The organism is Nocardia sp. NPDC051750 (assembly GCF_044453135.1).
Classification (GTDB): Bacteria; Actinomycetota; Actinomycetes; order Mycobacteriales; family Mycobacteriaceae; genus Nocardia.
In genome coordinates this window covers 253,684-280,585 of record NZ_JBITCK010000002.1, presented here as the reverse complement: position 1 = coordinate 280,585, position 26,902 = coordinate 253,684, and the positions used below count along the sequence as shown (strand labels likewise).

Below are 26,902 nucleotides of genomic sequence, written 5' to 3'. Positions count from 1 at the left end.
TGTTCCGGTGTAGCACACCGGAACACCGGCTTCAGCTATCCCGCGCCACCGCCGCCGAATCGACTGCCCAGGAAGCCGGGCACCCGATCGGCAGCGCCCGCAACTCGCTGCCGATCGCAGACCCGTCGGATCACCGAACCTCCATGGTGGCCGGAGGCGTGACCGCGGGCGGTGCGGTGGCGCCGGGAGGCGGCGCGGCGGCGGTCACCGGCGGAGGCTCCGGCGGGGTCGCCCCCACGGCCGTATCGTTCGCATCGCTGATATCGGCGCCACTCGGGTGGAAGAAACCACGGAATTCGCCGTAGCCGCCCTGCCCACCGTCCGGTGGATTATGCGGATCCAGCGGCACCAGCTGTCCGTTGACGATGGCCTGCAACCCGGAATCGGTAACTACAACCAGCGCGGATCGGTTCTCCCACTGCGCGATATCGCCGGTGCCGACCGCGGAACTCTCCACCGAGACCCACGGGCTTCCCGCCGTGGCCTCGCCCGGGGTGCCCTGGTACGCCGCCCGGGCATCGCTCCCGTTCGGGTTGTTCAACTCGCGGTTGATCGCTTCGGAGACCACCGACGACACCCGCTGCGAAGAACCGTCCGGCAGTTTCATATCGACCATGGACTTCGGCGTATCCGATGCCGCGGGCGCCGGCGGAACATCCGTCTGGGCGGGCGGCGCGGTGGCGCCGGGTGGTGCCGCGGCCGGCGCGGCCGGAGCCGGGCCGGGGGACGGGGCGGGAGCCGATTGCGGCTCTTCGTCGCGCTCTTGCTCGTCCCGCTCGGAGTCCTCGTCCTCCTTCTTCTGCTGCATCATCTGCTGCATCATCTGCGGGATCATGCTCATCATCATCATCGGCATCATCATGCTCATCATCCCGCCGCCGCCGGCCGCCGCGCCGGCCGCACCAGCCGCGCCGGCCGCACCGCCACCGGTGATGGCGTCGCGAATGGGTTGGAGAATTTTGTCCAGCGCCGAGTCCTTGTCGTCCTTACCGTCACCGTCCTCATCGGATCCCCCACCGGTGGCGTCCTCCGGCTTCTCCTTATCGAGCAGATCGTCGAAGGTGTCGCTGAAGTCCTGGTCCTCGGTCGCCGGAGTATCGGCACCCGGAGTGTCAGCGCCCGGGGTATCGGCACCCGGGGTATTCGCACCCGGAGTATCCGCACCCGGAGTATCGCCGCCGCCCGCTTCTTTCCGGCCGGCTTCCAGGCCGCGTTGATACGCTTCCTCAGCGGTCTCCTCGCCGTCCTTGTCTTCATCGCCGCCTGGGTCCTCGTCGACCTTCGATGCCCCCCGCTGCATACGGTCCATCGCGTCCGTGTACTTCTTGTCCCAATCTTCGGCCGCCTGGTCGATATGTTTGACATAGAAGTGCCATTCCGCTTCGGGCGTCAGATAATACAGGGAGCCTTCACCCTCGAAACCGCGTTCGGCCGTCATGGCATCACCCTCTACATTCTTCCGGTAGAGTACGCGCTCACCTCCTTCCCCGTTGACGGCCATATTGGCATGTTCCATCCCCTTTCCGTCCACCTGGAACTTGTCGGCGGTCTGAGTCAGGACGATACGGTTGTCGTCCTTTTTCTCGTACCCGATCTTCTCCAGATCCAGCATGAGCCGGTCGTTGTTGAGGCCGTCTTTGATCGTGAGGAGATCCTTCCAGAGACCATCCTTGAAAACCTCGGCCTCGTGGGTGTGGATTTCTACGTCCTTGTGCTTTTCGGTGTAATCGGTCGCACGAGTATCGAGGACCTCCTTCTTCTCGGCGTGCTGGTCGATGATGTTCGACCAGCCGTCCGCCGATTCGATATCCGCCCCGGCCAGCATATTGGTAAAACCGAGCCACGACTTGGGATCACCCGAGCCCAGCGAGTTCAACCCCTCCTGCATGGCGAATTGGGTATCCTCGACGGTTTCTTTCAACATCGGAGTCGCACCCCGCGGGACCCACAGATTGACCAGACCGTTGCCGTCTGCGTCCTTGAGGTAGTCGCCCTCCCCAAGGGCCGCGGCGCCTCCGGCTCCATTGGCGAAATCGCTGTCCTCTACCTTTTTCTCTTCAGTAACCAGCTTCCGGACGTATTCTTCTCGATCCCCTTCGTTCTTCAGAGCATTATAGATTTCACGATACTCGTCAGTGGTGTGCAGATTCCGGTCGTCCTCGTCCGCACTGTTCAGAAGTTCGTCTCTGGTTCCGTCGGGCAGCCGCTCCATGAAGGCATTGAATTCTGTTGAGTTCAACGCCTTGATATCGTCGAAGTAATCATCGGCCAAATCGTTGTCCGTGTCGTTCCACATGAAGTCGTCGTGCTCTTTTTCGATTTTATCGGCGAGATCGACGCCAGCACCCATCACGTACTCCTCTGCAGTGCAGAACCTTCCGGCCCGGCAATTTCGACAATTCTCCGCTCGATCAGAGACGGCGCCACCCCGGCCGGCGGGGCGGAGACGGCGCTATCGGGATTCGCGCCGAGACCGTCCGGCATACCCGATACCGCCACACCCGAAGCTCGGTCGGAAGGAAACTGCGGATGCTCGATGACCTGACCGTATGTGTAGAACATGTCGCGCAGGACCTGCCGGTCGGGTTCGCCGGCGGCGAGGAGCATGAGCAGCTCATCCGCGCGCCGCTCGAAGAACATACGGCGCACGGCCTCCGAACCGGCCGTGTCGGGGCGACCACCGATCGGTATGTGCGACACGTCCATTCGCCGAGAGCGTTGCGCCGCGGCCATCATGGCATCCGCCGCACGCATCTCATCAACCCAGGCCGGCGGTACCGCCCCCTTGGCCCGGAGCATATCGAGAACCAGTTGGCGCTGCTCGCGATGCGCCTCGGTCTCGTCGTCCACATGGGATACAGCGTCGCGTACCCGCTCATGCGTCTCACCGGCCAACGCCAGGCAGGTCGCACGGATATCCGATTCGGCTACCGCTGACGCTTGCCGTAGCAATACTTCCGAGCCGGCCACTTCGAATCGGTCGACCAGTCCCGGGCCGGGTGCGGTGAGGTCGACAGCCGCCTCGGCGGCTGATACCTCGCCCTCGATGGCTGCTCGGTCACCGAGAGCCGCACGTACGTTGTCCGAGATGGCCATGGACGACGCCAGAGCGCTGACCCGGAACCGGCTCCGACCGGGGAGGACGGCGCTCAACTCGGCGAAGATCCGAGCCGGATCGATGGCCCCCTCCGAGGCCAGCACCGTTTCCTGAACCGCACGGCCGAAGACATCGGACCATTTCGCCGGAACCGTGACCTCCGCCGGTAGGAACAACCCAGGAGGTATCCAACCCAGGCCCTCGGCGGAGGACACCACGACAATCGGCCCGCGCCGGACCCGCAGCACCGCGACCGCCCAGCCCAGGCCCGGCTCCGAACCTGCGACGGCCGCCAGGATGGCGGAAAGGAGGGAACGGGCGAGTGCGAGGTCGTCGTCCACAGTCACACCGACGACCAACGGCGGCGCGCCCCGAGCCACACGACGCGCCGCTTCGAAAGGCCCCCTCGCCAACGGCATGGGCAGACGGCGACCCGAACCTGCCGGAGCGGGCCGATTTTCAGCCGGCGACTGCGCCGAAACGGGCGGCACCGAGGCGGGCCGCGCCGTCGGCCCGGCCGCATCGACCGGCATGGCAGACGTGACAGTGCCTGCGCGCGGCACAGCAGGGACCGGTGCCGGCGTTCCGGACGGAGCGGTGACCTGGGGCCGCCCGGAACCGTTGCCCGGCTGCGGTACCGCGGTTGGCGCCAGGGGCAGCGCGCCAGAACGGCCTACTCCGTGCGAGGCGCCGGGTGCCCCGAGTGCCGGCCCGATCGACGGTCCGGTGCCGGTGTTGTTCACCGTCGGTGTCGCGGGAATCGGGCGCCCGACGTCCGGCCCAACCGGTGGGGGGGCAGTGCCCATCGGCGCGACCGGCGGCGCTGTCTCGGTCCCCGGCGCCGGCGGACCCCCGCTGTGGGGAGTTGCGCCCGCGAAATCACCCGCTCCGGTGACACCGGCCCCCGAGTTCCGATCCGCCTCTTCCATGGCTCGCGCCGCCGTCAGCAAATTGTCCCGCGTGCGCTCATGGTTGTCCGCCTGGCGTTCCGCCCGGTCGTGGCGTCGCTGATAATAGTCTTCGAGTGCCTGCCGCATCGGGTCGGCGATAGTGCCGTGCGTGCGCTTGAAATCGTTGAGCCAGTCCCGCGGAATCTCGCCCCACTTCCGGATGTGCGCGGCGGCGGCATCGTGTTGTTCCGCGATCCTGCGCAGCTCATCCGGTTCGAGATTCAGGTAGTTGGCCATTCCCCGTCAGTCCTTCCCGCCACCTATCCCCTGCTCATTGTTCTTCGTTCCCACAGTTGGGGACTCAACCGAGCCGGGGTCGCCCCACCGTTCACGCATCACCTGAGCCAACGGCGGCCTGGAGCTCTGGTCGCTCATCACCACGTAGTACTGGCGCCGGGCGTCCTGGGCGCTCTCTCTCACCGCGGCCATAATGTCCGCGACCAGTTCGTCGTTGTCGAACCGAGCACAGGTTCCGGGTGCCAGGTACAGATCTCGCAACCGGCCGAACGCATCCACCTCGGGTATCACCAATCCACTGGGAGACGGCCGGCGCGCAACGATACTTTCGACCTTGTCGCGAAGATCGGCGATACGATGCCGCAGCTCTCGGGTGGCGTCCCGGGCAATTTTCACACTGGGATGAATATCTCTCATAGCTCCTCGGTTCCGCCGGCCACCGCCGATTCCCGACCACCACCGCACCGGAGCGCGGTGTCACTGCTCCCGGCTGTCGCCCGGGGGGCCTGGATCCGCTCCCCACGTGGGCGTCCCGTAGACATTGAGCTTCGTGGTACCCGAAACGGGCGAGACGCCGAGTCCGATCCCCGTGTAACGCCATGTTCCGCTGGATGATTCAGCTGCCCCGGTGAGCGCGTCCACCGCAGCGGTCGTACCGTGGTGCTGTTTCGCGAGTTCGTTCACGAGCGCGGTGAGATCGTCGCGTCGGCCGGCAATCAAGTGAAGGCTGACAGCAGGTGTGCCGACCCCTCGGCTGCAGCACACGAAGAACCGGTAGCGATACAGCTGCGCGGGATCGAGACCACAGCGGACGAACTCGGACTGCGCTTCCCATACCGGCTCGCCGAAAATGCGCGCCAACCGCATCGGAACCGCAACATCGCGGTGCCCGGTCTTCAGATAGATCTTGTGGCTGACGTTGCCAACAGCGTCCACCTCGAGCGCGGCACCGGCCGGTGCCAGAAGACTTTCGTCGTCCGCCACGGAAGCCAGGCCGGCGAAGCCGGGCCATTCACGACGTAAGCGCTCCAGAGCTCCGGGCACAGCGTTGAGCCCTCCGTACACCTTGAGGCGCGCGGCACACTGCGGTGCGGCGGCGTGATGGACAACACCGATCCAGGTCGCCAAGCGGTACTTCTTCGTGACCTTCGCCGGGTCGGGATAGAGCGTTGCTGCGAAAGACCGCAGCAGCCCCGCTACTGCCTCGTCACCGTTCGGCAACCAGGTGACGAGATTGTCGATGGCATTCAGCTGGGAGGCGAGGCGTTTGCCGAACGATACTTCCTGCGTAGCGGTTTCGGTGACGTAGCGGACGGCGGGCGTGAATTCGCCACCGCCGCCGCTCACGCTGACTTCGAACGGGACACCGGAAGCGGTCAGCGTGCTCGCCCGGCGACCGTCCGGGCCTCGGGCTTCCAACTGTCCACCACAGGCGCGATCCATCACGGCGCGGATCGGGGTGTGCTCGCCCGGCAGTCCCAGCCGGTCGGCGACGTCCGCCAGGTAGTCCCCCGCTGCCTGTGCCGTCGCCGTCGTCACGCCGACTCCAGTAGATCCGCCGTCATACCTGCTGCCGGCCATCCGTCGATGGCGGGGCCACCGCACCCGACGGTGGTCCGGACGTGATCACCGGAGCCGATACGGCAGCGGCGGGTGCGGAGACCACACTCGAGATCGCCGGGGCATCTGTCCGCTCCTCGGTGCCCACGGTGACCGGTGCCGGAGCGGCGGTGAACGCGGGATGCTGCACGACCTGTTCGTGTGCGTAGACAGCGTCCCGCAGCGTCTGCCGGCTCCCGTCCTCCTGCTCCAGACCGAGGAGTAGTTCGTTGCAGCGGCGTTCCCAGGACAAGGTGCGGAGGATGGCGGCTTCGTCGTCGACGCGGAGATCGCCCAGGCTTACCCGGCCGACATCCACCCGCCGGGAGATCATGGCCGCCGCGATGAGGTCATCGGCATCGTGGAGTTCCGACCACCATTCACGCGGTACGTCGGCGCCGGCCTGGAGCCGGGCCAGTATCCGGTCGCGGACACTGCGTACCCCGACGCTTTCGGCGGGGGCGTCGACCGACCGGACCAACTGGGCCTGGGCGTCGAGGGCGAGTTCCAGGCAGCGGGCGCGGACGCGGGCATCCGGCAGGGCCGCAACGCCTTCGAGTGCCGAGACCGAGCCGGTGAGACCCAGCCGGTCGACCGTGTCAGGAGTGAGGATTCGCAGGTCGACGTCGTAGGAGGGGCCGACCATACCTTCCATGGGGACGTCGGCGAGGTGCACGCGCAAACCGGGGTCGATCGGTCCGGAGGACACCAGCGCGGCGAGCGTCGCATTGGCTTTCGCGCCCCACGCCAAACCGAATTCCACCAGTACGCGTGCGGGATCGGAGACGCCCTCCCACGGGGAGCCGGACGAATCCTCGGTGCGCAGCAGCTCGTCCCAGAGCCAGGGGGTGGATACCTCTCGGGGCAGATACAGGCCCGCGGGCAGCCATCCGCGTCCTTCGTTGGAGGTGATGAAGATTCCGGCGCCCGCCGGTCCGCGCATCACCGAGACCGCCCATGCGGTGCCCACGGAGGATTCCACGGCCGCGAGTACGGCGCCGAGGAGGGTGCGAGCGATGATCAGGTCTTCGCTGACTTCCTCGCCGACCACGTAGTCGGGTTCGGCCGCCCGGTCCTTCGCCGCGGCGACCGCGGAACCGAACGGTGTCGGAGCCGCCACAACCGGCATTCCGTCGGTGGCCGAGGCCGGCGACTGTCCCGCCGCCCGGTCGTCGGCGGTTCCGGGGACGCCGAGGGCTCCGCCCGGTATTCCGGCCGCCCCGAGGGGTGGTAGTCCGTTCGTGGCAGCAGTCGCGCCGGCCGGCGCGCCGGTGGGCGGGGCCGTCGGCGGGGTCGTGGTGTTCGAACCGGAGGAATCCGTGACCGAACCGGGTGCCGCGGCGGCGGCGGTCCCGCCCGGCATACCGGGTTGGTTCGATCCGGCTCCCGGTGCGGCGCCTTCCGGTGTCGCGCCGTTGGGTGCGGCTATTCCGTCGAGGCCGGGGACACGCGAACCGGGCGCGCCACCGAGCAGGCCGTTGGAGGGGCTCTGTCCTGCGGCGACCGGCGCGGCCGGAATCGCCGCCGGAGTATCGACGAACTCGTCTCCGCCGCGGCCGATATCCGTGGCGTTGCCCTCGTCGGCCTGTTCATAGGAATCAGCGGACGCGCGCAGGTTCGCGGCGGTCTGCTCGTGTTCACGGGCCAGCGATTCCCCGGCGCGCTGACGCGCGTCGTAGTACTTTTCCAGGGCGACCTTCACCGGATTGGCGATCTTGCCGTAGGTGGGTTCGAAGTTGGCGAGCCAGTCGTACGGTGGCCGGGCCCATTCACGGGTGTCCCGGGCGACCTGATCGTGCTGGTTGGCAAGCTGGCGGAGTACCGCGGGTTCGATTTCCAGCCTCTCCGACATGCTCCCTCAATCCTTTCCCGCCACCGACACCCCTTATTCTCAAGGCTTCCCAGGATGGGGAAGCCCGCGGCGCAGCCTGTCGGTTATGCCTTCATCTCGGTCCGTGGGCCGATACCACCGTGGATCCGGGCCCCGGTTCCGGAGCGGGGCGCCCGAACAGTGGGTGGGTGAGGATCTGCGCGTGGGCGTACACCACGTCCCGAAGGGTCTGGCGGGTCACCTCTTCCGCGAGCAACAGCACGAGTTCGTTGCAGCGCCGCTGGAAAGTCAGTTCCCGCAGGACGGCCGTCGCGGACTCGCCTGGACCGTCCGCCGAATCGGGTCGCAGTTCACCCAGGCCGATCTGGCGCACATCGAGCCGATGCGCGAGAGCTGTCGCGGCGAGCAGATCGTCGGCGTCCTGGAGCTCCTCCCACCAGCTACTGGGAAACTCCCTGCCCTTCCGGATCGCCCGCAGGATCCGGAGCCGGATATCCGGTGCGCCGACCGATTCCATCGCGACCACCCCGGACTCTGCCACGCGCAGGTGGGCATCCACCGCCAACTGGAGGCAGCGCAGCGCCACCGACCCGTCCGCGACCTTGGCCGCGCGGTCGATCAGCCGCTGCGAACCGGTGATCCCGAGCCGGTCCAGGGTGCTGTCCGACGGCCTGGCGAGATCCATCTGCGCGGAGGCCGGCACCGGCCCCGCGGTCGCGACATCACCCAACTGCCGGCGCAACTCGGGGTCGAACGGCTGCGAGGAAACCAGCGCCGAGAGCTTGGCGCCGGACTTCCCGCCCCAGGCCAGCGCGAACTCGGCAAGGACGCGGGCGGGATCGCCCACCCCTTCCCAGCCCGCGTTCTCCGCTACCGACCACAACCAGGGCGTAGAGACTTCGCGCGGCAGGTACAAATGCGTGGGCAGCCATCCACGGCCTTCGCTCGAGGTGACGAAAGCGCTCACACCGCTCTGGTGCCGCATCACCGAGACCGCCCAATCCACGCCCACGAGCCAGGAGTCGACGGCCGCGCGGATCCCACCGAGCAGCGTCCGGGCCAGCGCGAGATCACCGTCCACGCGTTCACCGAGGACGAAAACCGGCGCGGCGGATGCGGCGATGACGGCGCCGACCGCGTCTTTCATCAGGTCGGCGCTGCCCTTCGCTTCCGATTCCCGGCCGGGCACCGACCCCGGCGATCCGTCACGGGCGGGAACGCCGGGTTTGCCGGTGGCAGGAGCCGAAACTCCCGACGCGGGCGCGCCCGGTGCTGCCGGCGCCTTGGCGGCTGGGGCCGGCAGCACCCGGGGTGCTTCCGCGGGCGCACCCGGAGCTTGGCGACCTTGCGCGGCAGGGGCGGTGACCGCGGGAGTACCGCCGGCCGTCATCGGTCCGATGAGCTGCGGCAGGATCGGCGGCGCAGCGGTGGACGATTCGGAGTTCCCGGATTCCGGCCGGCCGGTGGGCGACCGGCCGTAGACGGGTTCCGCGAACTCGGTCGCCTCGGTCCGGAAGTTGTCCCGGCGCGCCGTGTCCTCTTCCTCGGGCCCGTCCCGACCGGACGGCGACGACGCCGAATCCTCGCGCGCAGATTCGGAATCACCGGTATTCGCCGCGGGGCGGGTGGTCCCGCCCACCCCGGTATCGGTATCACCGGAGTATCCAGCGGGGACACTGGTGTGCCCCGCCGGTGCCGGTCCGGTGGCGACCGGCCCCGGCGGCCCGCCCGGCGGCAGATCGCGCACCTCGTCGGGAAGACCGGACGGACTGCTCTCCCGCGGCGTTTCCGGAGTCGGCGAGAAGTCCACGCCGTCCGGAAAGGTGGGATATTCGTTCTGTTCCGGTGGCCCGATCACCGGAACGTTCACCGGTAGATCTGCCCCGTTGCCGGTATCCGGCCCCGGTGGGCCGGGCTCCCCTTCGGTGGCGGCCGGCGGAGCGTCGCGCAGCGGGTCGCCGGGTGGGCTTCCGGTTTTCCAGGGCCCGGGCTGTCCCAGCGCCTCGGCGATATCGTCGAGCGACGGCAGCCCCTGCGGACCCACCGCCGCAAGCGCGGCGTCGACGATATCGAGCACCTCGGCTCGCGCCTCGGCCACGATGCGATTGGTGGTCGCGGCATCGGTCTCGGCTTCGGCGTCGTCGCCGGTTACGCCGTCGTCGTTGTTGTCGCCCTGTGTTTCTCGCTGGATCCGGCCGGCCGCCCCGGCGACCACGTCCAAGATCTGATTACGGGTCCGCCGGGTCAGTTCCGCGAAGTCACCGAAGGTATCGGCCGCCGCGGCCAGGGCGTCGGCGAAGGCCTGGGGTTTGTGCCGCATAGCGGCCATCGCGTCACGCACCGGTTCCAAGGATTCGGCGGAGCGAACGGAATCGTCGAAACCGCGGGCCGCGGCGGTCGCGTTACCCGTGTTCAACGCTTCCGCACCGTCGCGCGCCGAGGTCTCCAGGGCATTCCACGCGGCAGGAGGGATTTCCGGCCAATCGTCACCGACGATCCGGTCCCAATACGGGCTCTCCTGCTCGGGATGCACCGGTTCTCTGCTCAGGCCTCGGCGCGGCGCACGACGAGACTCGCGTCGATATCGGCATTCCCGATCGCGGACGCGCCCGCCACGGTCACATCAAGGGTTATCCGAGCCTGCCCGTCGGTGTCCTTTACGGCGTTCTCGAACGTGTCCTGCACCCACTTCAGCTTTTCCACCAGCGCCCGATCGAGTGGCGAAGCGGCAGGGCTGTGCACGATCATATCGTCGACGATCCGGCCGACGTCGCCTGTCGTTCCGGTGATCGATGTGGTGAACGTACCGCCCGCCGCGATCACCTCGCTGGGATCGTCCATATCGATCCCAGCGGATTTCCTCGTCGACTCGGCCGCCTCGGTCATTGTGCTCGTGTCCCGAAGATCTCGTTCTCCAGCGACCGGTACGCCGCCTCGGTCGGCAGGCCGAAGGAGTCGATCGTGTACGGACGGGTGCCCTTGGCTTCCATCTCCCGGCGCAGTCCGACCCTGGATTGCATATGGGCCAGCTTGGCAAGGTTGACGATCTCCGCCGCGAGCCACACGTCACCGTTCTCGCGTGCCTCGTCGGTGATGTGCATACCCACCACTTCGCCGTCACGGTCACAGGCCACCCCGACGGTGCCCTCCGGATTGAAGACCTCATGGATCGTCTTGCGGGGCGCGGCGGGAACCTCGTCCGCATCCGGATCGAGTTCGTAGTCGTCGTAGGTATCGGTCATCGCATGGTCTCCACAGTCTGCCGGTCGGGCCGGCGCTATTTTCCGGCCTCGTCGAGGGTTGCGGCGAGCGCCGACCAGGGTTCGTCGGCAATGCTCATGACATGGCTCAGCTGCCAGAATCTGGGGCCCAGGTACATCTCCCCGGTTCCGTCCGCGGACCGCTCCAGATAGTCCGAGCCCTCCATATCGGAGTTCATCGAAATCGTGGTGACCGGCGGCTTTCCGTCGTCCACGCTGATGATGTCACCACCGCCTCCGGGGATGAAACTCTTCCGCAACCGCGGACTCGACCCGAGTGCCACCTCCGCGCTGTTGGTGGTGAGGGTGATATCCGGATTCAGCAGCAGCTGGGTCGCCCACGAGCGAGCGGCGAGCTCCGGGCGGTCACCATTCAGCGCCATCATCAGCGACCCGCTCAGATCCACCACCAGGAGCGCGCCGTTCGAGGTCACTCCGACGACGACCAGGCGGCCGGTGTTCTCCGCGGCGGCGGGAAGGTCGTCGGCCGACCGGGCAGCCGAGTCGGCGCCCGTCACAGGGAACAACGTCACCATGCCGCTTGCGATATCCACGGTGAAAGCGGCCGCGGGCCCGGACGCCTCGCTCAGCGCGGTCAGCCGGGCGAGACCTTCCTCGTGCAACCAGAAGACGGCGTCGCTGACCGAGACATCACTGTCATCCACCACCGCTCCGGTCACGACACGGCCTCCGAGGTGCGGGTACCGGTGGCGGGCGCACGCGTCGTATCGTCGTCACCTTTGCCGTCGACGATGGAAGTCTCCATGATCGTCCGGTACTGGAGGGCCGCGTCCGATGTGCTCTCCCGGATCGCCGCCATGATCTCCTCGGCCAGTTCGGCCCCGGTGAACCGGGCGGCGGTGCCGGGCGCGAGATAGAGGCTGGTGAGCCGGCCCATCGCGTCCACTTCCGGAATGACCGTGCCACTGGGCGAGGGGCGCCGGGCCCGCACCGAATCGATCCGTTCCCGCATATCCGCGATCCGATGCCGCAGATCTCGGGCCGCGTCGAGCGCAGCCTGCACATCGGGATGGATATTGCTCATGCGGAACCTCCGGAACGGGTCGGCGCCTGGTTGGGCGGCGGTGGGGTCGGGGATGTCACGGTGGGTGCGATGGTCGGACGTTCGCCGATCACCTGCTCGGTGTGCGGCGTATCGTCGACATACATCAACCGATCGGGGTGCCAGGCGACCACCCGGTTGCGTTCGTTGCCGTTTCCGCCGCCGCCCGCGCCGGGCGACATCGGCATCATCGGCATATAGGGCATTCCGCTGCTGCGTCCGTACGGAGCGGACGAGGACGAGGACCCCGCGGATTCCATGACGGGGACACGGGGGGCCGACCCCAGCCCCGAACCGGTGCCCAGACCGGCGGCGGCCGTCATCGGCATCGTCCCGACCGTCACCGACTCCACTTCCGAAGGGCTCGGGACACCCGGGGCCGAGGGATATCCCCCGCCGGGCGATCCCGACGGGATCCCGAGATCGCCCACGCCGTAATCGTCGTAGTAGTCGTCGTAATAGTCATCGGAGATCTCCTCGGTGGAGGGCAGACCGTTCATCCCGGTGCTCATCATGCTCATCAGCGCGGGCATCATCTGCATCAGCGCACTGTTGTCGCCGCTGCCCTGCCCGGCTCCGGACCCCGTCCCGGTTCCCTCGCCGGTTCCGGTGCCCTTACCCGTGCCGACACCCGTTTCGGCCGAATAATTTCCGATCGTCTCGGCCGACCGCGTGTTCTGTTCCTGGAACTTGGCCAGCGCGGCCTGGATACCGACCTCGTCCTTCGAACGCATCGCGCGCACCAGTTCCTTTCGCGCGGCGATGATCTCCTCCGGGGTCGGATGCTTCGCCTTCGCGTTGGCGAAGGAATCACCGTAGGCGTTGGCGCTGTCGGCCAGCAGCGTCAAACCGTTGCCCAGCTCGTCCAGCCAACCTCGGTACTTCGTCAGTTTCTCCGCGACATCGCTGCCGACCGGACTCCAATGCTGCATGGACGAGGCGGCGCTGTCCATATCGCCCCGGGCAGTGGTCACGGAATCGGCGGTGAACGCGCGCACGGAATCGGCGAACCGGCGGGCCGGGCCCGGGCCGGGACCGCTGTGCAGCTGCTGCGCGAAAATCAGCGGGTCACCCGTCACACTCGTCATACTGCTCAGTGGTCCCGGTACCCGCCGATATCCCAGTTGCTCGACCTGTGGGACCGGGTTGGCCGCATCGGTACCGCCCGACGAGCCGATCGTTCGCGCCGCTTCGGTATCGGCCGCCGCGTACTCCACCGCGGCGGTGCCGACGTTGTGCGATAACTTCTGCACCTCGTTGAGGACGCCCAGCACACCGTTGAAAAGCCCTGCGGCCTGGTTGTTCAGCCGGGGCACCGCTTCGGCGGAAATGGGATCGGCGCCCGCCGGCAGGACCCACTCGCGCGGCAGCGCACCACCGGTGGTCCTGGCCATCTCGGCGGCGCGGGCCGCGACTGTCATCAACTCGCCCAGGTCGACGTTCAGCACAGCTTTCTCCTCTCACCCATCAGCGGATCACGCGGGCATCGCGGCCAGTGGCGCATCACTCGACTGGGGCGACGTCTGCTGGTCACCGGAGGGGGCCGCCCCGCCGTCCCCACTCGAGTCCTGCCCGGCGCCCACTTCGATACCGGGCGGGTGCAGGAATCCGGTGAACTGACCGAACTCGCCTGTACTGTCCGACATCTCCGGTGTGAAGGGCTGCAGCTCGCCGTTCACGACGACTTCCAGCGTGCCCTCCTCGGCGGAACCGAACACCACCAGCACCGCGGTGCGATCGTCCCAGGTCGCCACATCGCCCGTCATCAACTGGTACGGATCGACGCGCGTCCCGATCTCCTTCCTGTCGGTCCACTTCGCCTCGGTATCGGCGTAGGCCTCCTGGGCGTCTGTGCTCTTGATATTGGCGAACGCCTTGTCCAAGACCTTTGCCACCATTGGGGATACCTTCTGGGTGCGGCCGTCCGGGAAGGTGTACACCACACTGCCGTCCGCGCCCGGGGTCCGCGGGGGCGTGCCCCCGGCCTGCGATGATGTCGCGCCCGAAGACGGGCCGGTATGGGTCTGCGGATGAGCCGGGGCCTGCGCCTGCGTCGCAGGGGGCGGTGTCGTAGCGGCTTGCTGGGCTGACCACGGGGTGGTCCCCACCGGCGGCGCAACCGGTGCAGGAGGGGCGGCCGGCTGCTCGTACCGCGCCGGATCCATCTCGGCACGATGGCCGGCCAGATCACTATCTGTCATATTCCGCATCATGGCCTGTTGCATCATCATCGGCAGCATCGAACTCATCATCGAATTCATCATGTTCGACGACGGATCGGTTGCGGCCATGTTCGCGGGAACGGCCGGGTTTGCGGAAGCCTGCTGAATTCGATCGATCGCGTTGTCCAGTTCGGGACTCACGCCGTTGTCGGTGTCGATCGGGTCGGGAATGAGGTTGTCGAGTTCTGTGGGCGAGGGCAACGTACTACTGTCCGGCATCAGCGCCGAATTGCCGATACCGCTATCGATTTGACCGACGGCATTGGCGAGGTCGTCGCCGGATGGGTTCGTGTCCAAACCCGGGTTGCCGACGGTTGCGGCCGCCAGCTCGGCGGCGGCCTGCGCGTCGGCCATGATCCCCATCGACTCGCCGATCGCCTGGTTCAGCAGCGTCACAAAGGATGCGTCGATATCGCCGGCCGGAATCGAGGGCATCACGCCGTTCACGCCGGCGATCAGGCTCGCGATGTTCTCCTGCCCGGTCCGGGTGATCTCCTCGACCTCGGCGAGCGTCCCGGCGAGTTCGGATTGTGACTGATTCAGTCCCTTCGCCGACGCGTTCAGGGCTTGGACCGCCTGCGAGTAACCGGCCCCGCCTTCGCTTCCCGCGGAAACACCGGCGGGCACCACCAGGGCCCTGATGGGGGTTACTTTGAGATCTTCTTTCTTCTCGAGGTCGCCGAACATCTGATAATTGTCGACAAGAGAGCTGGCAAAAGAGTTGGACGCCCCTCCGTACCAGGTGGCGATCGCCTGGTTCAGCTTGTCCGGATGCGCGAGGAAACCACTGCCGGTCGCCGGAATCGACGGATCGGCGACAAAGGGCGGCTTCCCGAAAAGCCCCGCGGAGTTGGCCGCGGCGAGGCCCGACCACACCAACGGCACGGTTTCTTCACCGACCGGAGCTTCCGCGCCACCCTCGGGTTTCTCGGAGCCGCCGCCCGAGGTGTTGTGGGAGTTGTACCCTTGCCGGACCAGAGCGGAACCCAAACCTACCAGCGAATGGTATGGAATCTTGGAATCTTTCCACCAGTCGGCTCGCTTCTGATTGGCTTCCGCTTTTTTCAGCTCATCACTACTGGCAGTCTTCTTACGTAATTCATCAGCATTGTCCTTCAGATTTGTACGGTGATCTTTCAGCTCAGCGACCTTTTCATTCAACTCCTCTCTTTTGTCATCGAACTTCTGGGCAGCCTTACCATTCCCCGGGGGTCGAGTCATACCCTCATGACGTTTCAGCGCCGCCTCGGCTCGCGCCAAATCTTGGTCTGCCGTCTTCACGGCATTGTCCGCAGCCTTCAGCGCATCCGGATTCCCCAGGTCATCGACCTTCTTGGCTGCACTGTCCGACCATTTCCCCAGCGCCTTACCGACCGCCCATTTCCCGACCGCGCCACCCAGGAGACCACCGATCGCACCGGTGGCGGCTCCCTTCATGAAGCCGCCCATGGTGAACCCGCCGTCGTCGACCGCCTGCCCGATAACGCCACCAACAGCGCCACCGATGACCGCGACACCCAACCCGACAGGCGTTGTCCGCACCGCCGCGGCAATCCCGGTGAAAGCCGCCGAGGCGCCTACGTCGGCGGCGAATCCCAACCAGCCCATGCAATGCTCCTATGCGGGTGCGACGGCAATCGACTGGTCCGGTACCGGCGCAGCCGTCTGCGTCTCCGGAACCCCCGGGTCATCCGCGGCCTTCTCGATCCCAGGCGGATGGAAGAACCCGACGAACGCCCCGAATTCGCCCTGTCCATCACGCATTTCCGCCGGACCCACCACCGGCTGCAGCTGACCATCCACAACCGCTTCGAGCGTGCCGCTGGTATCGGTGCCGAACACGACCAACAGAGCGGTCCTGCCGTCCCAGACCCCGACGTCCCCGGTCATCAGCTGGTAAGGATCGACACGCGTTCCGATCTCCTTCTCATCCGTCCACGTGACCTTCGTATTCGCGTACGCCTCCTTGGCGTCGGTACGCGAGGCATTGCCGAACGCGGCGTCCAGCGCCTGCGCGACCACCGCGGAGACTTCTTGGGTTCGCCCGTCGGGGAAGGTGTAGACGATATTGCCCTCGCCCCGCGCGGGCGGCTTTCCGGGCGTCGCCGGCCCCTGCGTGGCCGGCGGTGCGGGCGGCCGGGCCGCGGGCGGCTGGGTACCCGCCGGCGGCGCCGAGGTCGGCGGCGCGGCCGCCTGCGGTACACCACCGGGTACCGGCGCGGCCGCCGGCGCCTGCGGCTGGTTCTCGTCCTCCCGCCGACGGCGCCGTGGTTCGTCCGGAACCTGGGCACGCTGCTGGTTGGCGCCCCCCATCGCGCCCATCATCGCCTGCATCATCATCGGCAGCATCATCGATTCGAGCCCCGAACCTGCGGTGCCCGCCATGGGTGCCCCGGCCGCCTGCGCAGCTGCCGCATCTCTGCCCATCTGCTCCAGTTGTTGCTGTGCCGCTTCATTCGCCTTGTCGGCTGCCGATCCCGCTGCGGAATCGGCGTCGTCACCCAGATCGATCGGCGTCGGCGATTGCAGGGTCGGAGAGTCGACTCCGGGCGCTGTGGGGATGCTGGGGACGGTGGGTGCGCCCGGCGTCGTGGGAGTGGCCGGAGTCTCGGGCGCCGTGGGAGTTTCCTTATCTTCGGGTTCTTCCGGCGGAGTCGTTTCCGCGGCCAGCGCGGCGAACAACTCCGCGTACGCGCCCATAATCGATTCGGCGCCCGCGTATGCCCCCTCGATCATCGAGAAGGCATACGAATCCTCCGTGAAACTACCGTCGGCGCCGTAGGTCTCCGGAAAGACGAATACCGGAATCTCCGCTCCGGCCGTTCCCTCATGAGTTGCACCGATTTTCTCGATGTTCTCCGGGTGGATCACCGCGAATTTTCCCAGGGTACTGACCGAGCCACGAATATCGTTCTTGCCCGCGTCGCAGTACTCGACGGTTCGTTTGACGGCAGTCGCGACCTGCTCATCGAAACTACGCAAGTTTTCGAAGCTGATCTCCAGATCACTGACACGTTGCGTATAGTTCGGTACCCCGGCCTTCTCCGGGTCAGCGATCTCGCCCGGAAGTTTCGATTCCTCGGGCAGACCGGACTCCGTAGGGTCCTTGCCGAAACTCTTCCAGATATCGTAGTAGAGGTCCGGCAGTGTGTTGTAGTTCTGTTGCATGGGCTCGCTGAACGTCAGCCCCTCCGGCCACCCGGCCTTACTGGGATCGGGCATAAGAATCTCGGGCATACGTTCCGGGCGCCCCTGCTGGCCGATCGGCGACACCGGAATGTCTCCGATATCAGCCGGATCCGCGTCTCCGGAGCCGGGCATGTCCATCGTCTCGCCCCAGTACAACCCGCCCGCACCGAGGCCTGCGCCAACAGAACCGGCGAGCCGGTTGGGAAGCTGCCGGCGAACCGACCTCAAGTACCCGCCACCCGAGCCCCGTATGAGGCCTGCGCCTCCCATTCGCCCCCGGACAAGAGCTGTACCGCTGCGCCGCGTGAAGTTACTGATCGCGGTACGCCCGGCTGCGGAGAGCCCGCCACGCAACGCGGCACCGCCGACACCCCCGAGTGCCCCGCCCAGCGCTCCCATGGCGATAGCGGCGCCGACATCCTCACCCTGTGCCCAGGCGGCGAGCCCGCCGACCGCGGCACCGGCAGCCGCCGCACCGAGCGGCCCACCGACAGCGAACCCGGCGACGCTCACCGCGCCTACCGCAATGGTGTCCCAGTTATCACCGATCCAATCACCGACCGGGGAGACAACCGCGTCGAAAAGGCCCACTGGGCTCACCTACCCATGATCAGGTCGAGGGTGGGGCTGTCCACAGCTCCAACGAATGGCCGGCCGAAGCCCGAACACCCTTACGGACAGCACTTCCGAGCAACCGAGACTCCTTCCAGACCTCGACACCATTCTCGATGATTCCCATCACCGGGAAGCCGGGCAGCGCGCGTCGCGACAAGATATTTGTCTCGGGACTGCCACGAAGGCCGGGAAGCCGATCCGGCCCGATGGACACGACCGGCGACCGACCAGGAGGAAGGCCGAATGACCCCGACCGAGCAGCAACCGGACGTCGAGAATGTCGACGCACCGGTCTGCCGGATGCGGGCTTCTTCGGCAGCCGGCCCGAGGCCGCCCAGCGGAGACGGATGTCGCCCGTCCCCGATCGGGCCCGAATGGCGCCCAGGTACGAGGAGGGAGCCGGATGTCCACTGCTGAGTGGCTACGAAGCACGGCACCGACGGACCCGCTCCGCTGGTATCCGGACATGATCGTGCTCCGCTGGCGTGCCTGGCTCACCGCCCGGCCCTGGCGCCGCCGGGCGGTGTGGATAATCGGCCTGCTGACCGCGTTCGTCATCTTCCCCGCCGCGGTCGGTATCGTAGTGGCCGGTGCCCAACCCGGCAGTGGCGTATCGCAGATCGACGGCCTGAGCTGGATGAACGTCCGGGATTCCCAGGGTGTTCCGCTGGCCAGCTATAAGTTCGACACCGACGCCGGCGGTATCTTCAACCCGGCCAACACGGTGCTGTGGACCCTGCTGGGTATCGAATTCGTCGGCTATATGGCCATCGTGACCTCGGCGATCTGGGTCATCACCTTCACCTTCAGTTTCACCTGGCTGGACATGTTCGCCTCGGCGCTCAACGGCACCGCCTCGGCGCTCGTCCGGCAGATCGCCACACCGATGGTGCTGATCACCGCCGCGACCATCGGGGCGTTTTTCGTCGCTTGGTTCATCGCGCGGGGATTGCCCACGAAGGCGACGATGCAGGTGATCACCATGCTGGGCGTGGCCGTTCTGGGTCCAGTCTTCCTGGCCGGACCGCTCGAGGACGTGATGTCGTCCGACGGTCTGCTCGTGAAGGGGCGCGATGTGGGCCTCTCCGTGGCGGCGGGACTCCAGGGCAACGGCAATCCGAATCCGCAGCAGCTCGTCAGCATCATGCAGCACGATCTGGCCGACAACTTCGCCCGTAAGCCGGTGCAGGTCTGGAATTTCGGGCATGTGGTCGACGACGTCGGTTCGTGCGAGGCCGCGTGGACCTCGAGCGTAGCGTCGGGGGGTAGCGTCCGGGACGCCATGGAAAGCTGCGGAGACGGCGCGGCCCACAACAAGGCATCGAATCCCAGTGTCGGCCAGCTCGGAACCGGGCTCATCCTGCTGATCTGCAGCACCGTGCTGATGTTGTTCGCTGTCTACCTGGGGCTCAAAGTCACCAAAGCGGCCCTCGACACGATCTACCACGGTTTCATGGCGATCTTCGGGTTCGCTGCCGGCGGCTTCATCTACGGTCCTACGCAGACCTTCCTGGTCCGCAATATCGTCGATGCGGGTATCGCCGCGGCGAAGATGGCGGCCTTCACCGTCTTCCTCGGGGTCTACATCTTGTTCATGGGAAATGTGTTCGCGCAGGCGCGCGGCCAGGTGATCTCGGTGATCGTCATCGCGTGCGCGATAGAACTCGTCGCGATCTCCCAGTTGAGCAGGCTCAACCGGAGTTTGGAGCGCGGCAACCACTGGGTCGCGAACCGATTCTCCCTCGCTATCCAAGGCAGTTCGGGCGGGGGCGGCGGCCGTGGGGGCGGCAGCGCGCTGGGTATGGGTGGCGCCCAGCTTCCCGGCGGTGGCGGCGGCGGTATGGGCGGCCTCGCCATGCTTGCGGCGCTCAACACTGTCAATGCCTCGCCGCTGGTCGGATGGCTGGCGATGCGTACGCCCAATCCGCTGAATCCGCTGGCGCGCGGAAAGAAAATGTCCGATATGGCGAACTACCGCACGGCCGATTCGCGGATGGAGTCGTACGCGTGGAGCCATATGGCGCGGGAGAACTGGCGGGGCAAGGCGCAACGCCGCGCGGCCGGTCACGGTGGCGTGGGCGACCCGTACGGGCTGGCCAACGCGCTCGACGGCTTGGGCGACAGCCGCGTCCCGGACGCACATATCGCCGCGATCGTGCACGAACTCGGCGCCAACCATTACTCGATCGAGCAGGGTCAACGAGCTCTTGCGGTCCAGCGGGCCTCGATGTCGCAGAATCCGTACGGTTTCGCCCCGCTGCAGAAAGCTGTCGCGGCGTCCTACGCTGTCGAGAACCACCTGGACCAGGACGCGGTGGCCCGCCAGGCCTTCGCGGCACAAGCCGTTATCGCTGCGAACAACTTCATCAGGCACACCAACCGCCCGGCACCGGGCGCCGCACTGGACCACGGCTTCATCAACCGGGTGCGCCGGAACTGGGATTCGGATCGCGATCTGGCCCAGGCCATCACACCGGACGAGTGGAACCGGGTGGGCCGCAATACCCGGTGGGCCATCGGTCACGAAGTGACCACGGCCTACCGGGACGCAGCGCATCGCCACATGCTCAACCCGACCGACGCCAACCGCCGGGAAATGATGCGGTGGACCAACCGGGTCGCCAACCTCGATCACATGAGTCCGGAGATGGGCCTCGACCCCTGGGATCCGTAGCCTCGCACCGCGTCGCCCACCCGCCGGTGCTCCCGGCCCTGGCCGATGTTCTCGTCGGCGCGGTTGCGCACACCCGCCGGCGAGAAACCGAGCGAGGCGGCGGCCGGACTGTGCTACATCGATCCGGCACGGAGGTGCCGAACCGACCAGCTGTCAGCATCCGGGTGGCGCCCTGCGCGCGCGTGTCGACCGGCGGGTTCACTCACCACGGTCACGCCCGACGCCCGACGCCCAGGGGCACGGTACGTCCCTTCGTGGAAGCTGCGCCAACCGGAACAGCGCGGTCACGCGTACCTGGAGATCCGGGTACAGGCCGTTCACGCCCAGCGCGCGGCTTGGTAGCTCGAGGGCAGCGCAGCCACCCGCACCACATCGCCGGTCTTGGGCGCGTGCACCACCTTGCCGTCACCGATGTACATCATGACGTGGCCGGGACCGCCGGAATCGAAGCTGCTGGACGGGAAGATCAGGTCGCCGGGCTGAATCTGATTGGCGGGCACTTTGGGTAGCGACCGGTACTGGTCGGCGGCCACGCGCGGAATATTTACCCCCGCCGCCTTGGCCGCGTACTGCGTCAGACCCGAACAGTCGAAATTGCTCGGCCCCTCGGCGCCCCACACATAGGGATCACCCTGCTGCGCCAGCGCCTCCTGGACCGCCCGCCGCGCCTTCTCCGACCCGCCCGCACTCAGGGCACCCACGGTGCCGCCGCCGAAGTTCATGTATCCCGCCGGGACCTCTTGTCCGGCGAGGTTGTACAGATACTGGTTGGTCAGTTTGTCGATTGCCGAGGCGGTTTCGTCCGCGGTCGCCTGACCGCCGGAAACAATGCCGTGCGCCTTCTGGAGGGCTCTGGTGAGGATCGCGCGGACCTTTTGCTGGCCCTCTTTGGTGTAGGCCTCGGGCCCGAGTTCCGCGAGCGCCACGTTGACCTCCCGGATCAGGGATTTCACGGCTTTCTTGTCCACCGAGTTGTTCCCGGACAGTCGCTTGATGTAGTTGGCGAGCTGGTTGTCCAGGTTGTTGAAGGCAGTGGCGGCGTTCTTCTGGAACAACTGGCGCGCCTTGATCATCTGCGCGGTTTCGCCCGAGCCGCCGGATGATCCGCCCGCCCCCGATCCGTCGGCGTCGGTAAGGCCGAGTTCCTCACGAAGCTTCTTCACCTGGGGATCGTCGGTGGGCCCGTCGCCGTAGACCTCGGCCAGGAGATCCAGGGCTTCCAGAGCCTTCTGCGCCTCCGGCGACATCTGTCCCTCGGCGGTTTCCCCACCGCCCGAACCGCCACCGCCCAGCAGGCCCGACAACGCCGATCCGAGGATCGGCAACAGGCCGGCGCCGGCCATCAGCGCCATCGGTGCCATGGTCGACAACATCTCCGGATCGACGGGTAGGCCGCCGTTCTCCGGCTCCTCGCGCTCCGCCGGCCGGTTTTCCGCGGCCGGAGGCGGAGCCGGGACGGGTTGGCCCGGCGGTGCGGCAACCGCGGGGCCGGGGGTGCCGGGCGGTGTGCCGGTCGATCCCGTCGTACCGGGTGCCGGTGCGGCGGCTCCCGGCGCGCGGGCACCGGGAGCTGTTACACCCGGCGGAGCCGTGGCCCCCGAAGCGGCTCCGTTCTGCTGCGAGGGATTCGCCGCCGGTGTGCCGGGTATCGATCCCGGGGGGCTACCGTTCCCCCGCCGTCGGCCGTCGTTCGGTGACCAGGGCGTCTCCCAGAGGGCGTCTTCGGTGCCGACAGCAGGCGCCGGGTAGGTTTCGTCGTCCGGCTCCGCGTCCGCTGCCAGCGGACCGGCTTCGGCGCTCGTCATAGCTCACCACCCAACACCCGTTTGATCCGGACATCATCGGTGGCCGGGATCGGGGCCCGGAAGAAGCGCCCGTCTCCGAGACCACCGGTCACCATTTCGCCCGCACCCACCGCAATTCCTACACGTGTAGCAGCATTCTCACGGTAGTCCCAGAAGATCAGGTCCCCAGCGGTGGCGGCAGTGGGCGTGACCTGCTGTCCGCAATACCCCTGCCGACCGGCGGTTTCCGGCAGCACCACCGCACGCCGCGGACCGTCCGGGTCACCGCACCCGCCCGGCACCGTGTCCGATCCGGCCGGTGCCGCCGCCGGAGTGCACTGCCCGGTGAGCGCGGCCGTGGAGGCGGCATAGATGACATCACGTGCCAGGGCCGCCGAGTCTCCGGAGCTTTCGTCCAGGTAGCGGAATGCCAAGTGCTGCGCACATGCCGCGGCAGTCCCGGAGTTCGGGGTCCGGACCGCACCGGGCCGTTGGTACGGCGCGGACCGCAAGGCCGACACGCAGGCCCGGTACCGATCGGAAATGTTCCGGTCCTGTGCGTCGATGGTCATCGAGGAGTACGGGTTGGTACTGGGCAGCGCGGACTGCGTGACCTCCGGCTCGGAGGTCCGGGCGGGGGATGTGGTGGCAGTGCTGGACGGGTCCGGGCCGATGGCACTGTCACACTGATTACGAAAGTCGCTCGCGCCGTGCGTGAAAACATTGCCCACCGCGATCAGCGGGCTGAACAGGCAGCAGCCGCAGGCCGTCAGGAAGACGAGCATCAGCATGATGAACTTCTTGTCGCCCCGGCGATCCCCCGTAATCGACAGCCGCCGACGTTCTCCCGTACCCGACCGCTCGCCATCCCCCAAAATCGACAGCACAGCTCAGCTCCCGTCCTGCTAGGACGTGACGAACCGGAAATCGGGACCCGGGACAGCAACGGTCATCGCACGGCCTCCGGTTCCCGCTCCGTGTGGCCCGCCACACTCGGCGTACTGGTGATGGCGGCGCCGCGGTCGGGCCGGGCCGGGCCGAGCACCTTTCCGCGGCCGATCCGGTTCAACGCGTCCCGCATGAACATCTCGCCGCGCCGCTCCTCCGGTACCTGCCGGCCGGCCCCCACCGGAGGCGAGGTCTCCTCCCGCAGGATCGACAGCAGGAACGGTGCCTCCTCGAGGTCCACACCGAGCCATTCGAGGCTGTTACGGGCCAGGGTCTCGTCGCGTTGCCGGAAGACGAAACGGTTGGGAATCAGATTGTGTGCGGCACCCTGGAAGTCGGTGGCCGGATCGTGCGAGGCCAGACCGATGGCCGCCAGGTGCTTACGGCCGTCCCGGCTGAAATCCGAGGTCACCGAGGCACCTACCTGGGTTTGCGTGAAATGGTGCGCCTCGTCACCGACGAGCAGCCCGAACCGGCCGTTATCGGACAGGAACGCCTCACGCGCCGTGACGCCCACGAGTTCGTACAGGGCCGTACCCAGGCGTTTGGTCAGCGGCAGCCGGTTGTACAGGTGCGGGGTGGTGAGCTCCTCGGCGCTCGGCAGCGCCAGTTTGTGGCTGCGCACCACCGTGGCCGCCGCATCGAGGCGGACCGGGCGCAGGCCCGGATCGAACAGCACCGGCACTCGTTCGACCACGGTCCCGAGCCGCGCCGCGAGATCCGCGTATTCCTCCAGCTCTCCCGGCGCGTCCCGCAACCGGCAGACCACCTTGTACAGATCGAGGAGGCTGCGGATCCGGTGCTGTTCCATACCTTTCGGCGAGAGCAGGCCGCTGATAGCGGCACCGGCTCCGGAGGTGGGTGAGAGATCCAGCAGCGGCAGAATGGAATCGAGCGCTCGTTCTCCCGCCACGCGTGGATCGAACAGTCGCAAGGGGTCGAGGGAAACGGACGGATTCGCCAGATCGATGATCACCGCATTGTCGATCGAAGCGGCGAAATGCTCCCATTCGCCCACCTGGCTGCGATCGATCGCGAGGAACTGGCCGCCCATATCGTGCACCAGCACGGCGATCAGTTTCAGGAAATAGGATTTGCCGGAGCCCAGTTCCCCGGTCACCGCGAACGATGCGGACAGATCGTGCAACGCCGCTTCCATGATTCCGAAGTGGATCGGTTCGAAGTTGCCCGACAGCAGATTGATCCCGATCACGGGCCCGCTGTCGTCACCGATCTGATTGGTGGTGAACGGTACGAAACCGGCCCACATATCCGAGGGAACGATATGCGCGAAATCGTCGTAGGCGCGGCGCGGCGGGCTCCCGGGCACCAGCATGGACCACAGATCCACCTGGGCGCCGACCGGTGCGGTCATCTCCACCTGGAACCGCTTGTAGCGGCGGCGCAGCGTGTTCACCGCGTCCATGGTCGCGTCCTGCGTCGACCCACCGACGGCGATGACAGTGGTGAAGGAAACCTCCGACTCCCCGCCGTTCACCTCGAAATGCTGGTTGTATTCGCCCAGCATCTGCGCCTTCGACATCAGCGTGTTCTGCGCGAAGGACACCTCCTGGTCGCGCTGGTCCATCTGCTCACCGAGCCGGCGCAGGTTGACCTCGTTGTTCTTCAGCACCGTCTCGGCCGGCTTGGCCGATACCCGCATCCCCCAGTCGACGGTGACATCGCCGAGACCTTCCAGCACCGCAAGGAATTCGCTGCCGCCCGGAAATGCCATTCCGCCGTACGGGAAGGACCGCGGGGTGAGCATCGCCTGGTAGGAGGGGCGATAGCCGGAATCCGGCTGAACGATCTTGATCACCGGTACGAACGAGGGCCGCAACCGCCGATTGCTGTCGGCCCGCGCCCCCTCGTCCAACGCCGCCGACCGGAACACCGCAGCGGTCGCGTCGTCGAGCGCGCCGATCCGCGTGGGGGCGACCGGGTCGTTGACGGCTCCGCGCGCCAGATAGTGCTCCCACAGCCACTGGAACAGTGCCGCGGGGACAGGAGTGGGCTCGAAATCGCCACCGACCCTGGATAGGATCTCGTTCGCTTCTTCCTCGTACTTGTCCAGATCTGCCCGTGACAGGGCTGTGGCGTCGATGGTGGTGGTGCTGCTCCGCCACATCCGCGACAGGGCGGATATTCCGCTGTTCGCCGCCGCGCCCACCGGTATCGACAGCAGGAAGATTCTGGTCAAGGGATTGATCGCGCGTACCCGCTCGAAGGAGGCGACCACCTCGTCCGCATAGTCTTCGCATTCGTCGAGGTCGACGCCCTCGACCATCTTGCTCAGTACGTCGATGGTGTTCTGCCGCGCCTGGATACCCAGCAGCAGCGAACCGTTGGGCAGATTGCTGATCAGCGCGTGATGCGCCATCTTCACATCGAACTTGTCACCGGCCTTACGCAACCCGTAGCCGAGGGGATTGATGAAATAGGTCGCGGTCACCAAACCCGAATGGGTGAACTGCAGATGGCCGCGAATGGCAGCGGTGGGTTGTAGGTCTCGGTTGAACCCCATCTAACCTCTGACTCCGTTCGTTGCTCGCTCTCTGATGCTCTTGACCTTCGCCCCGTTACCGGCGGCCATCGACCGCCAGTTCGACGATGCGGGGGCGACGGACTCGGCGGCAGGGGCGAGAGCCTTGCCGGTCGAGGACGACACGGGCGAGGGGGTCGGATCCGGAGAGCGACGCCGCTCGAACAACTGGAGGAACGGGGTCGCCGCGGGCTCGGCTTTCCGGGTGGCCCGGCCGGGCGAATCGCTTTCGGGCAGGATGACCACCACGGTCTCCTCGATGAACGAGGTGAGCCGGCCCGATTCCGCGGTCACCGGCATACCGGATGCCGACACCGGCTTCGGATCGCAGATCAGCCGCCCGATCCACAGCACCCGGGAACTCAAGCGAACACCGGTGTACGGGATCAGGCCGAGCCCGAAGCCGATCACGACCGTGAACGCGAGACCGACGAGGAACGTTATCGCCGGGTTGGCCGGCAGGGTCATGGCCGAGAACGAGGTGATCAGCAGCGCCAGGGCGACCCCGGCGACCTGCGGCAGGGTGTAGGGCCCGAACGGCAGCTTCTGGCCGTTCTGGGCCTTGCCGATCACCATGGGAACCCGTTTGATCGGCGTGAAGACCTTGACGACCTGGACTTGGGTCATCGATAGCTACCCACCGGGTGATCGGGCACGATGATGTTCGCGTCGCTGCGGGCATAGTTCACGAGTGTCGGCAGCATCCAGAACAGGACCGCCGCCAGGATCGCCGATCCCGCCACCCCGAGGATCTTCGCCGGGGAGAGTTTGGATTTCGCCGCCTCGGAGATCAGGACGCCCATCGACACGATGGTGATCAGGATCAGCCCCGCCCAGCGAACGAAGACCAATATGCCGTACAGGATATTGCTGAGATTGCTCATCGTGTCG

At 66.9% G+C, this 26,902-nt stretch carries 19 protein-coding genes and 1 pseudogene; 1 reads left to right on the top strand and 19 read right to left on the bottom strand.

The window, feature by feature from the left end; genetic code table 11:
• Positions 1–130: 130 nt before the first annotated feature.
• From ACIA75_RS08575 to ACIA75_RS08510, 14 genes and pseudogenes are all read right to left on the bottom strand, one after another.
• Complete coding sequence (locus tag ACIA75_RS08575) at positions 131–2,350, bottom strand: hypothetical protein (RefSeq protein WP_397101517.1); 2,220 nt, start codon at positions 2,348–2,350, stop codon at positions 131–133.
• The gene (locus ACIA75_RS08570) at positions 2,350–3,444 is read right to left on the bottom strand and encodes a hypothetical protein (protein ID WP_397103518.1); all 1,095 of its coding nucleotides are present in this window, start codon (positions 3,442–3,444) and stop codon (positions 2,350–2,352) included. The genes ACIA75_RS08575 and ACIA75_RS08570 overlap by 1 nt, the downstream gene beginning before the upstream one ends.
• Before the next feature lie 567 nt (positions 3,445–4,011).
• A pseudogene (locus ACIA75_RS08565) lies at positions 4,012–4,284 on the bottom strand (type VII secretion target); the annotation flags it as partial.
• A 6-nt stretch (positions 4,285–4,290) separates the two neighbouring features.
• Positions 4,291–4,701 carry a hypothetical protein gene (locus tag ACIA75_RS08560; protein ID WP_397101515.1) on the bottom strand — a complete coding sequence of 137 codons (411 nt, stop codon included), beginning with the start codon at positions 4,699–4,701 and terminating at the stop codon, positions 4,291–4,293.
• A gap of 60 nt (positions 4,702–4,761) precedes the next feature.
• On the bottom strand, positions 4,762–5,823 hold the full coding sequence (locus tag ACIA75_RS08555) for a hypothetical protein (protein WP_397101513.1): 1,062 nt from the start codon (positions 5,821–5,823) through the stop codon (positions 4,762–4,764).
• Between the two features lie 22 nt (positions 5,824–5,845).
• The gene (locus ACIA75_RS08550; protein WP_397101511.1) at positions 5,846–7,735 is read right to left on the bottom strand and encodes a type VII secretion target; all 1,890 of its coding nucleotides are present in this window, start codon (positions 7,733–7,735) and stop codon (positions 5,846–5,848) included.
• Between the two features lie 91 nt (positions 7,736–7,826).
• Positions 7,827–10,247 carry a hypothetical protein gene (locus ACIA75_RS08545; RefSeq protein WP_397101509.1) on the bottom strand — a complete coding sequence of 807 codons (2,421 nt, stop codon included), beginning with the start codon at positions 10,245–10,247 and terminating at the stop codon, positions 7,827–7,829.
• 11 nt (positions 10,248–10,258) lie between these two features.
• Positions 10,259–10,600 (bottom strand): hypothetical protein, encoded by a 342-nt coding sequence (locus ACIA75_RS08540; RefSeq protein WP_397101507.1) that lies wholly within the window; start codon positions 10,598–10,600, stop codon positions 10,259–10,261.
• Positions 10,597–10,956, bottom strand: a complete 360-nt coding sequence (locus ACIA75_RS08535; RefSeq protein ID WP_397101505.1) for a hypothetical protein — start codon at positions 10,954–10,956, stop codon at positions 10,597–10,599. Before ACIA75_RS08535 ends, ACIA75_RS08540 begins: the two co-directional genes overlap by 4 nt.
• Positions 10,957–10,991: 35 nt before the next feature.
• The gene (locus ACIA75_RS08530; RefSeq protein WP_397101503.1) at positions 10,992–11,654 is read right to left on the bottom strand and encodes a hypothetical protein; all 663 of its coding nucleotides are present in this window, start codon (positions 11,652–11,654) and stop codon (positions 10,992–10,994) included.
• Positions 11,651–12,019, bottom strand: a complete 369-nt coding sequence (locus ACIA75_RS08525; protein ID WP_397101501.1) for a hypothetical protein — start codon at positions 12,017–12,019, stop codon at positions 11,651–11,653. Before ACIA75_RS08525 ends, ACIA75_RS08530 begins: the two co-directional genes overlap by 4 nt.
• Positions 12,016–13,485: a PPE domain-containing protein gene (locus ACIA75_RS08520; protein WP_397101499.1), complete on the bottom strand. Its 1,470-nt coding sequence runs from the start codon at positions 13,483–13,485 to the stop codon at positions 12,016–12,018. Before ACIA75_RS08520 ends, ACIA75_RS08525 begins: the two co-directional genes overlap by 4 nt.
• A gap of 27 nt (positions 13,486–13,512) precedes the next feature.
• Entirely contained in the window at positions 13,513–15,708 is a 2,196-nt protein-coding gene (locus tag ACIA75_RS08515) for a hypothetical protein (protein ID WP_397101497.1), read from the bottom strand.
• Positions 15,709–15,876: 168 nt separating this feature from the next.
• Complete coding sequence (locus tag ACIA75_RS08510) at positions 15,877–18,048, bottom strand: hypothetical protein (protein ID WP_397101495.1); 2,172 nt, start codon at positions 18,046–18,048, stop codon at positions 15,877–15,879.
• Between the two features lie 418 nt (positions 18,049–18,466).
• Here ACIA75_RS08510 and ACIA75_RS08505 point away from each other — a divergent pair, with 418 nt between their 5' ends.
• On the top strand, positions 18,467–20,737 hold the full coding sequence (locus tag ACIA75_RS08505) for a hypothetical protein (protein ID WP_397101493.1): 2,271 nt from the start codon (positions 18,467–18,469) through the stop codon (positions 20,735–20,737).
• A gap of 317 nt (positions 20,738–21,054) precedes the next feature.
• Here the strand turns inward: ACIA75_RS08505 and ACIA75_RS08500 are convergent, their stop codons facing one another.
• The 5 genes from ACIA75_RS08500 to ACIA75_RS08480 all read right to left on the bottom strand — a co-directional run bounded on the left by ACIA75_RS08500 (position 21,055) and on the right by ACIA75_RS08480 (position 26,895).
• Positions 21,055–22,542, bottom strand: a complete 1,488-nt coding sequence (locus ACIA75_RS08500) for a C40 family peptidase (protein WP_397101491.1) — start codon at positions 22,540–22,542, stop codon at positions 21,055–21,057.
• Positions 22,539–23,408 (bottom strand): NlpC/P60 family protein, encoded by an 870-nt coding sequence (locus ACIA75_RS08495; protein ID WP_397101489.1) that lies wholly within the window; start codon positions 23,406–23,408, stop codon positions 22,539–22,541. Before ACIA75_RS08495 ends, ACIA75_RS08500 begins: the two co-directional genes overlap by 4 nt.
• Before the next feature lie 62 nt (positions 23,409–23,470).
• Positions 23,471–25,993 carry an ATP-binding protein gene (locus tag ACIA75_RS08490; RefSeq protein ID WP_397101487.1) on the bottom strand — a complete coding sequence of 841 codons (2,523 nt, stop codon included), beginning with the start codon at positions 25,991–25,993 and terminating at the stop codon, positions 23,471–23,473.
• Complete coding sequence (locus ACIA75_RS08485) at positions 25,994–26,638, bottom strand: hypothetical protein (protein ID WP_397101485.1); 645 nt, start codon at positions 26,636–26,638, stop codon at positions 25,994–25,996.
• On the bottom strand, positions 26,635–26,895 hold the full coding sequence (locus ACIA75_RS08480) for a hypothetical protein (protein ID WP_397101483.1): 261 nt from the start codon (positions 26,893–26,895) through the stop codon (positions 26,635–26,637). The genes ACIA75_RS08485 and ACIA75_RS08480 overlap by 4 nt, the downstream gene beginning before the upstream one ends.
• Positions 26,896–26,902 lie beyond the last annotated feature (7 nt).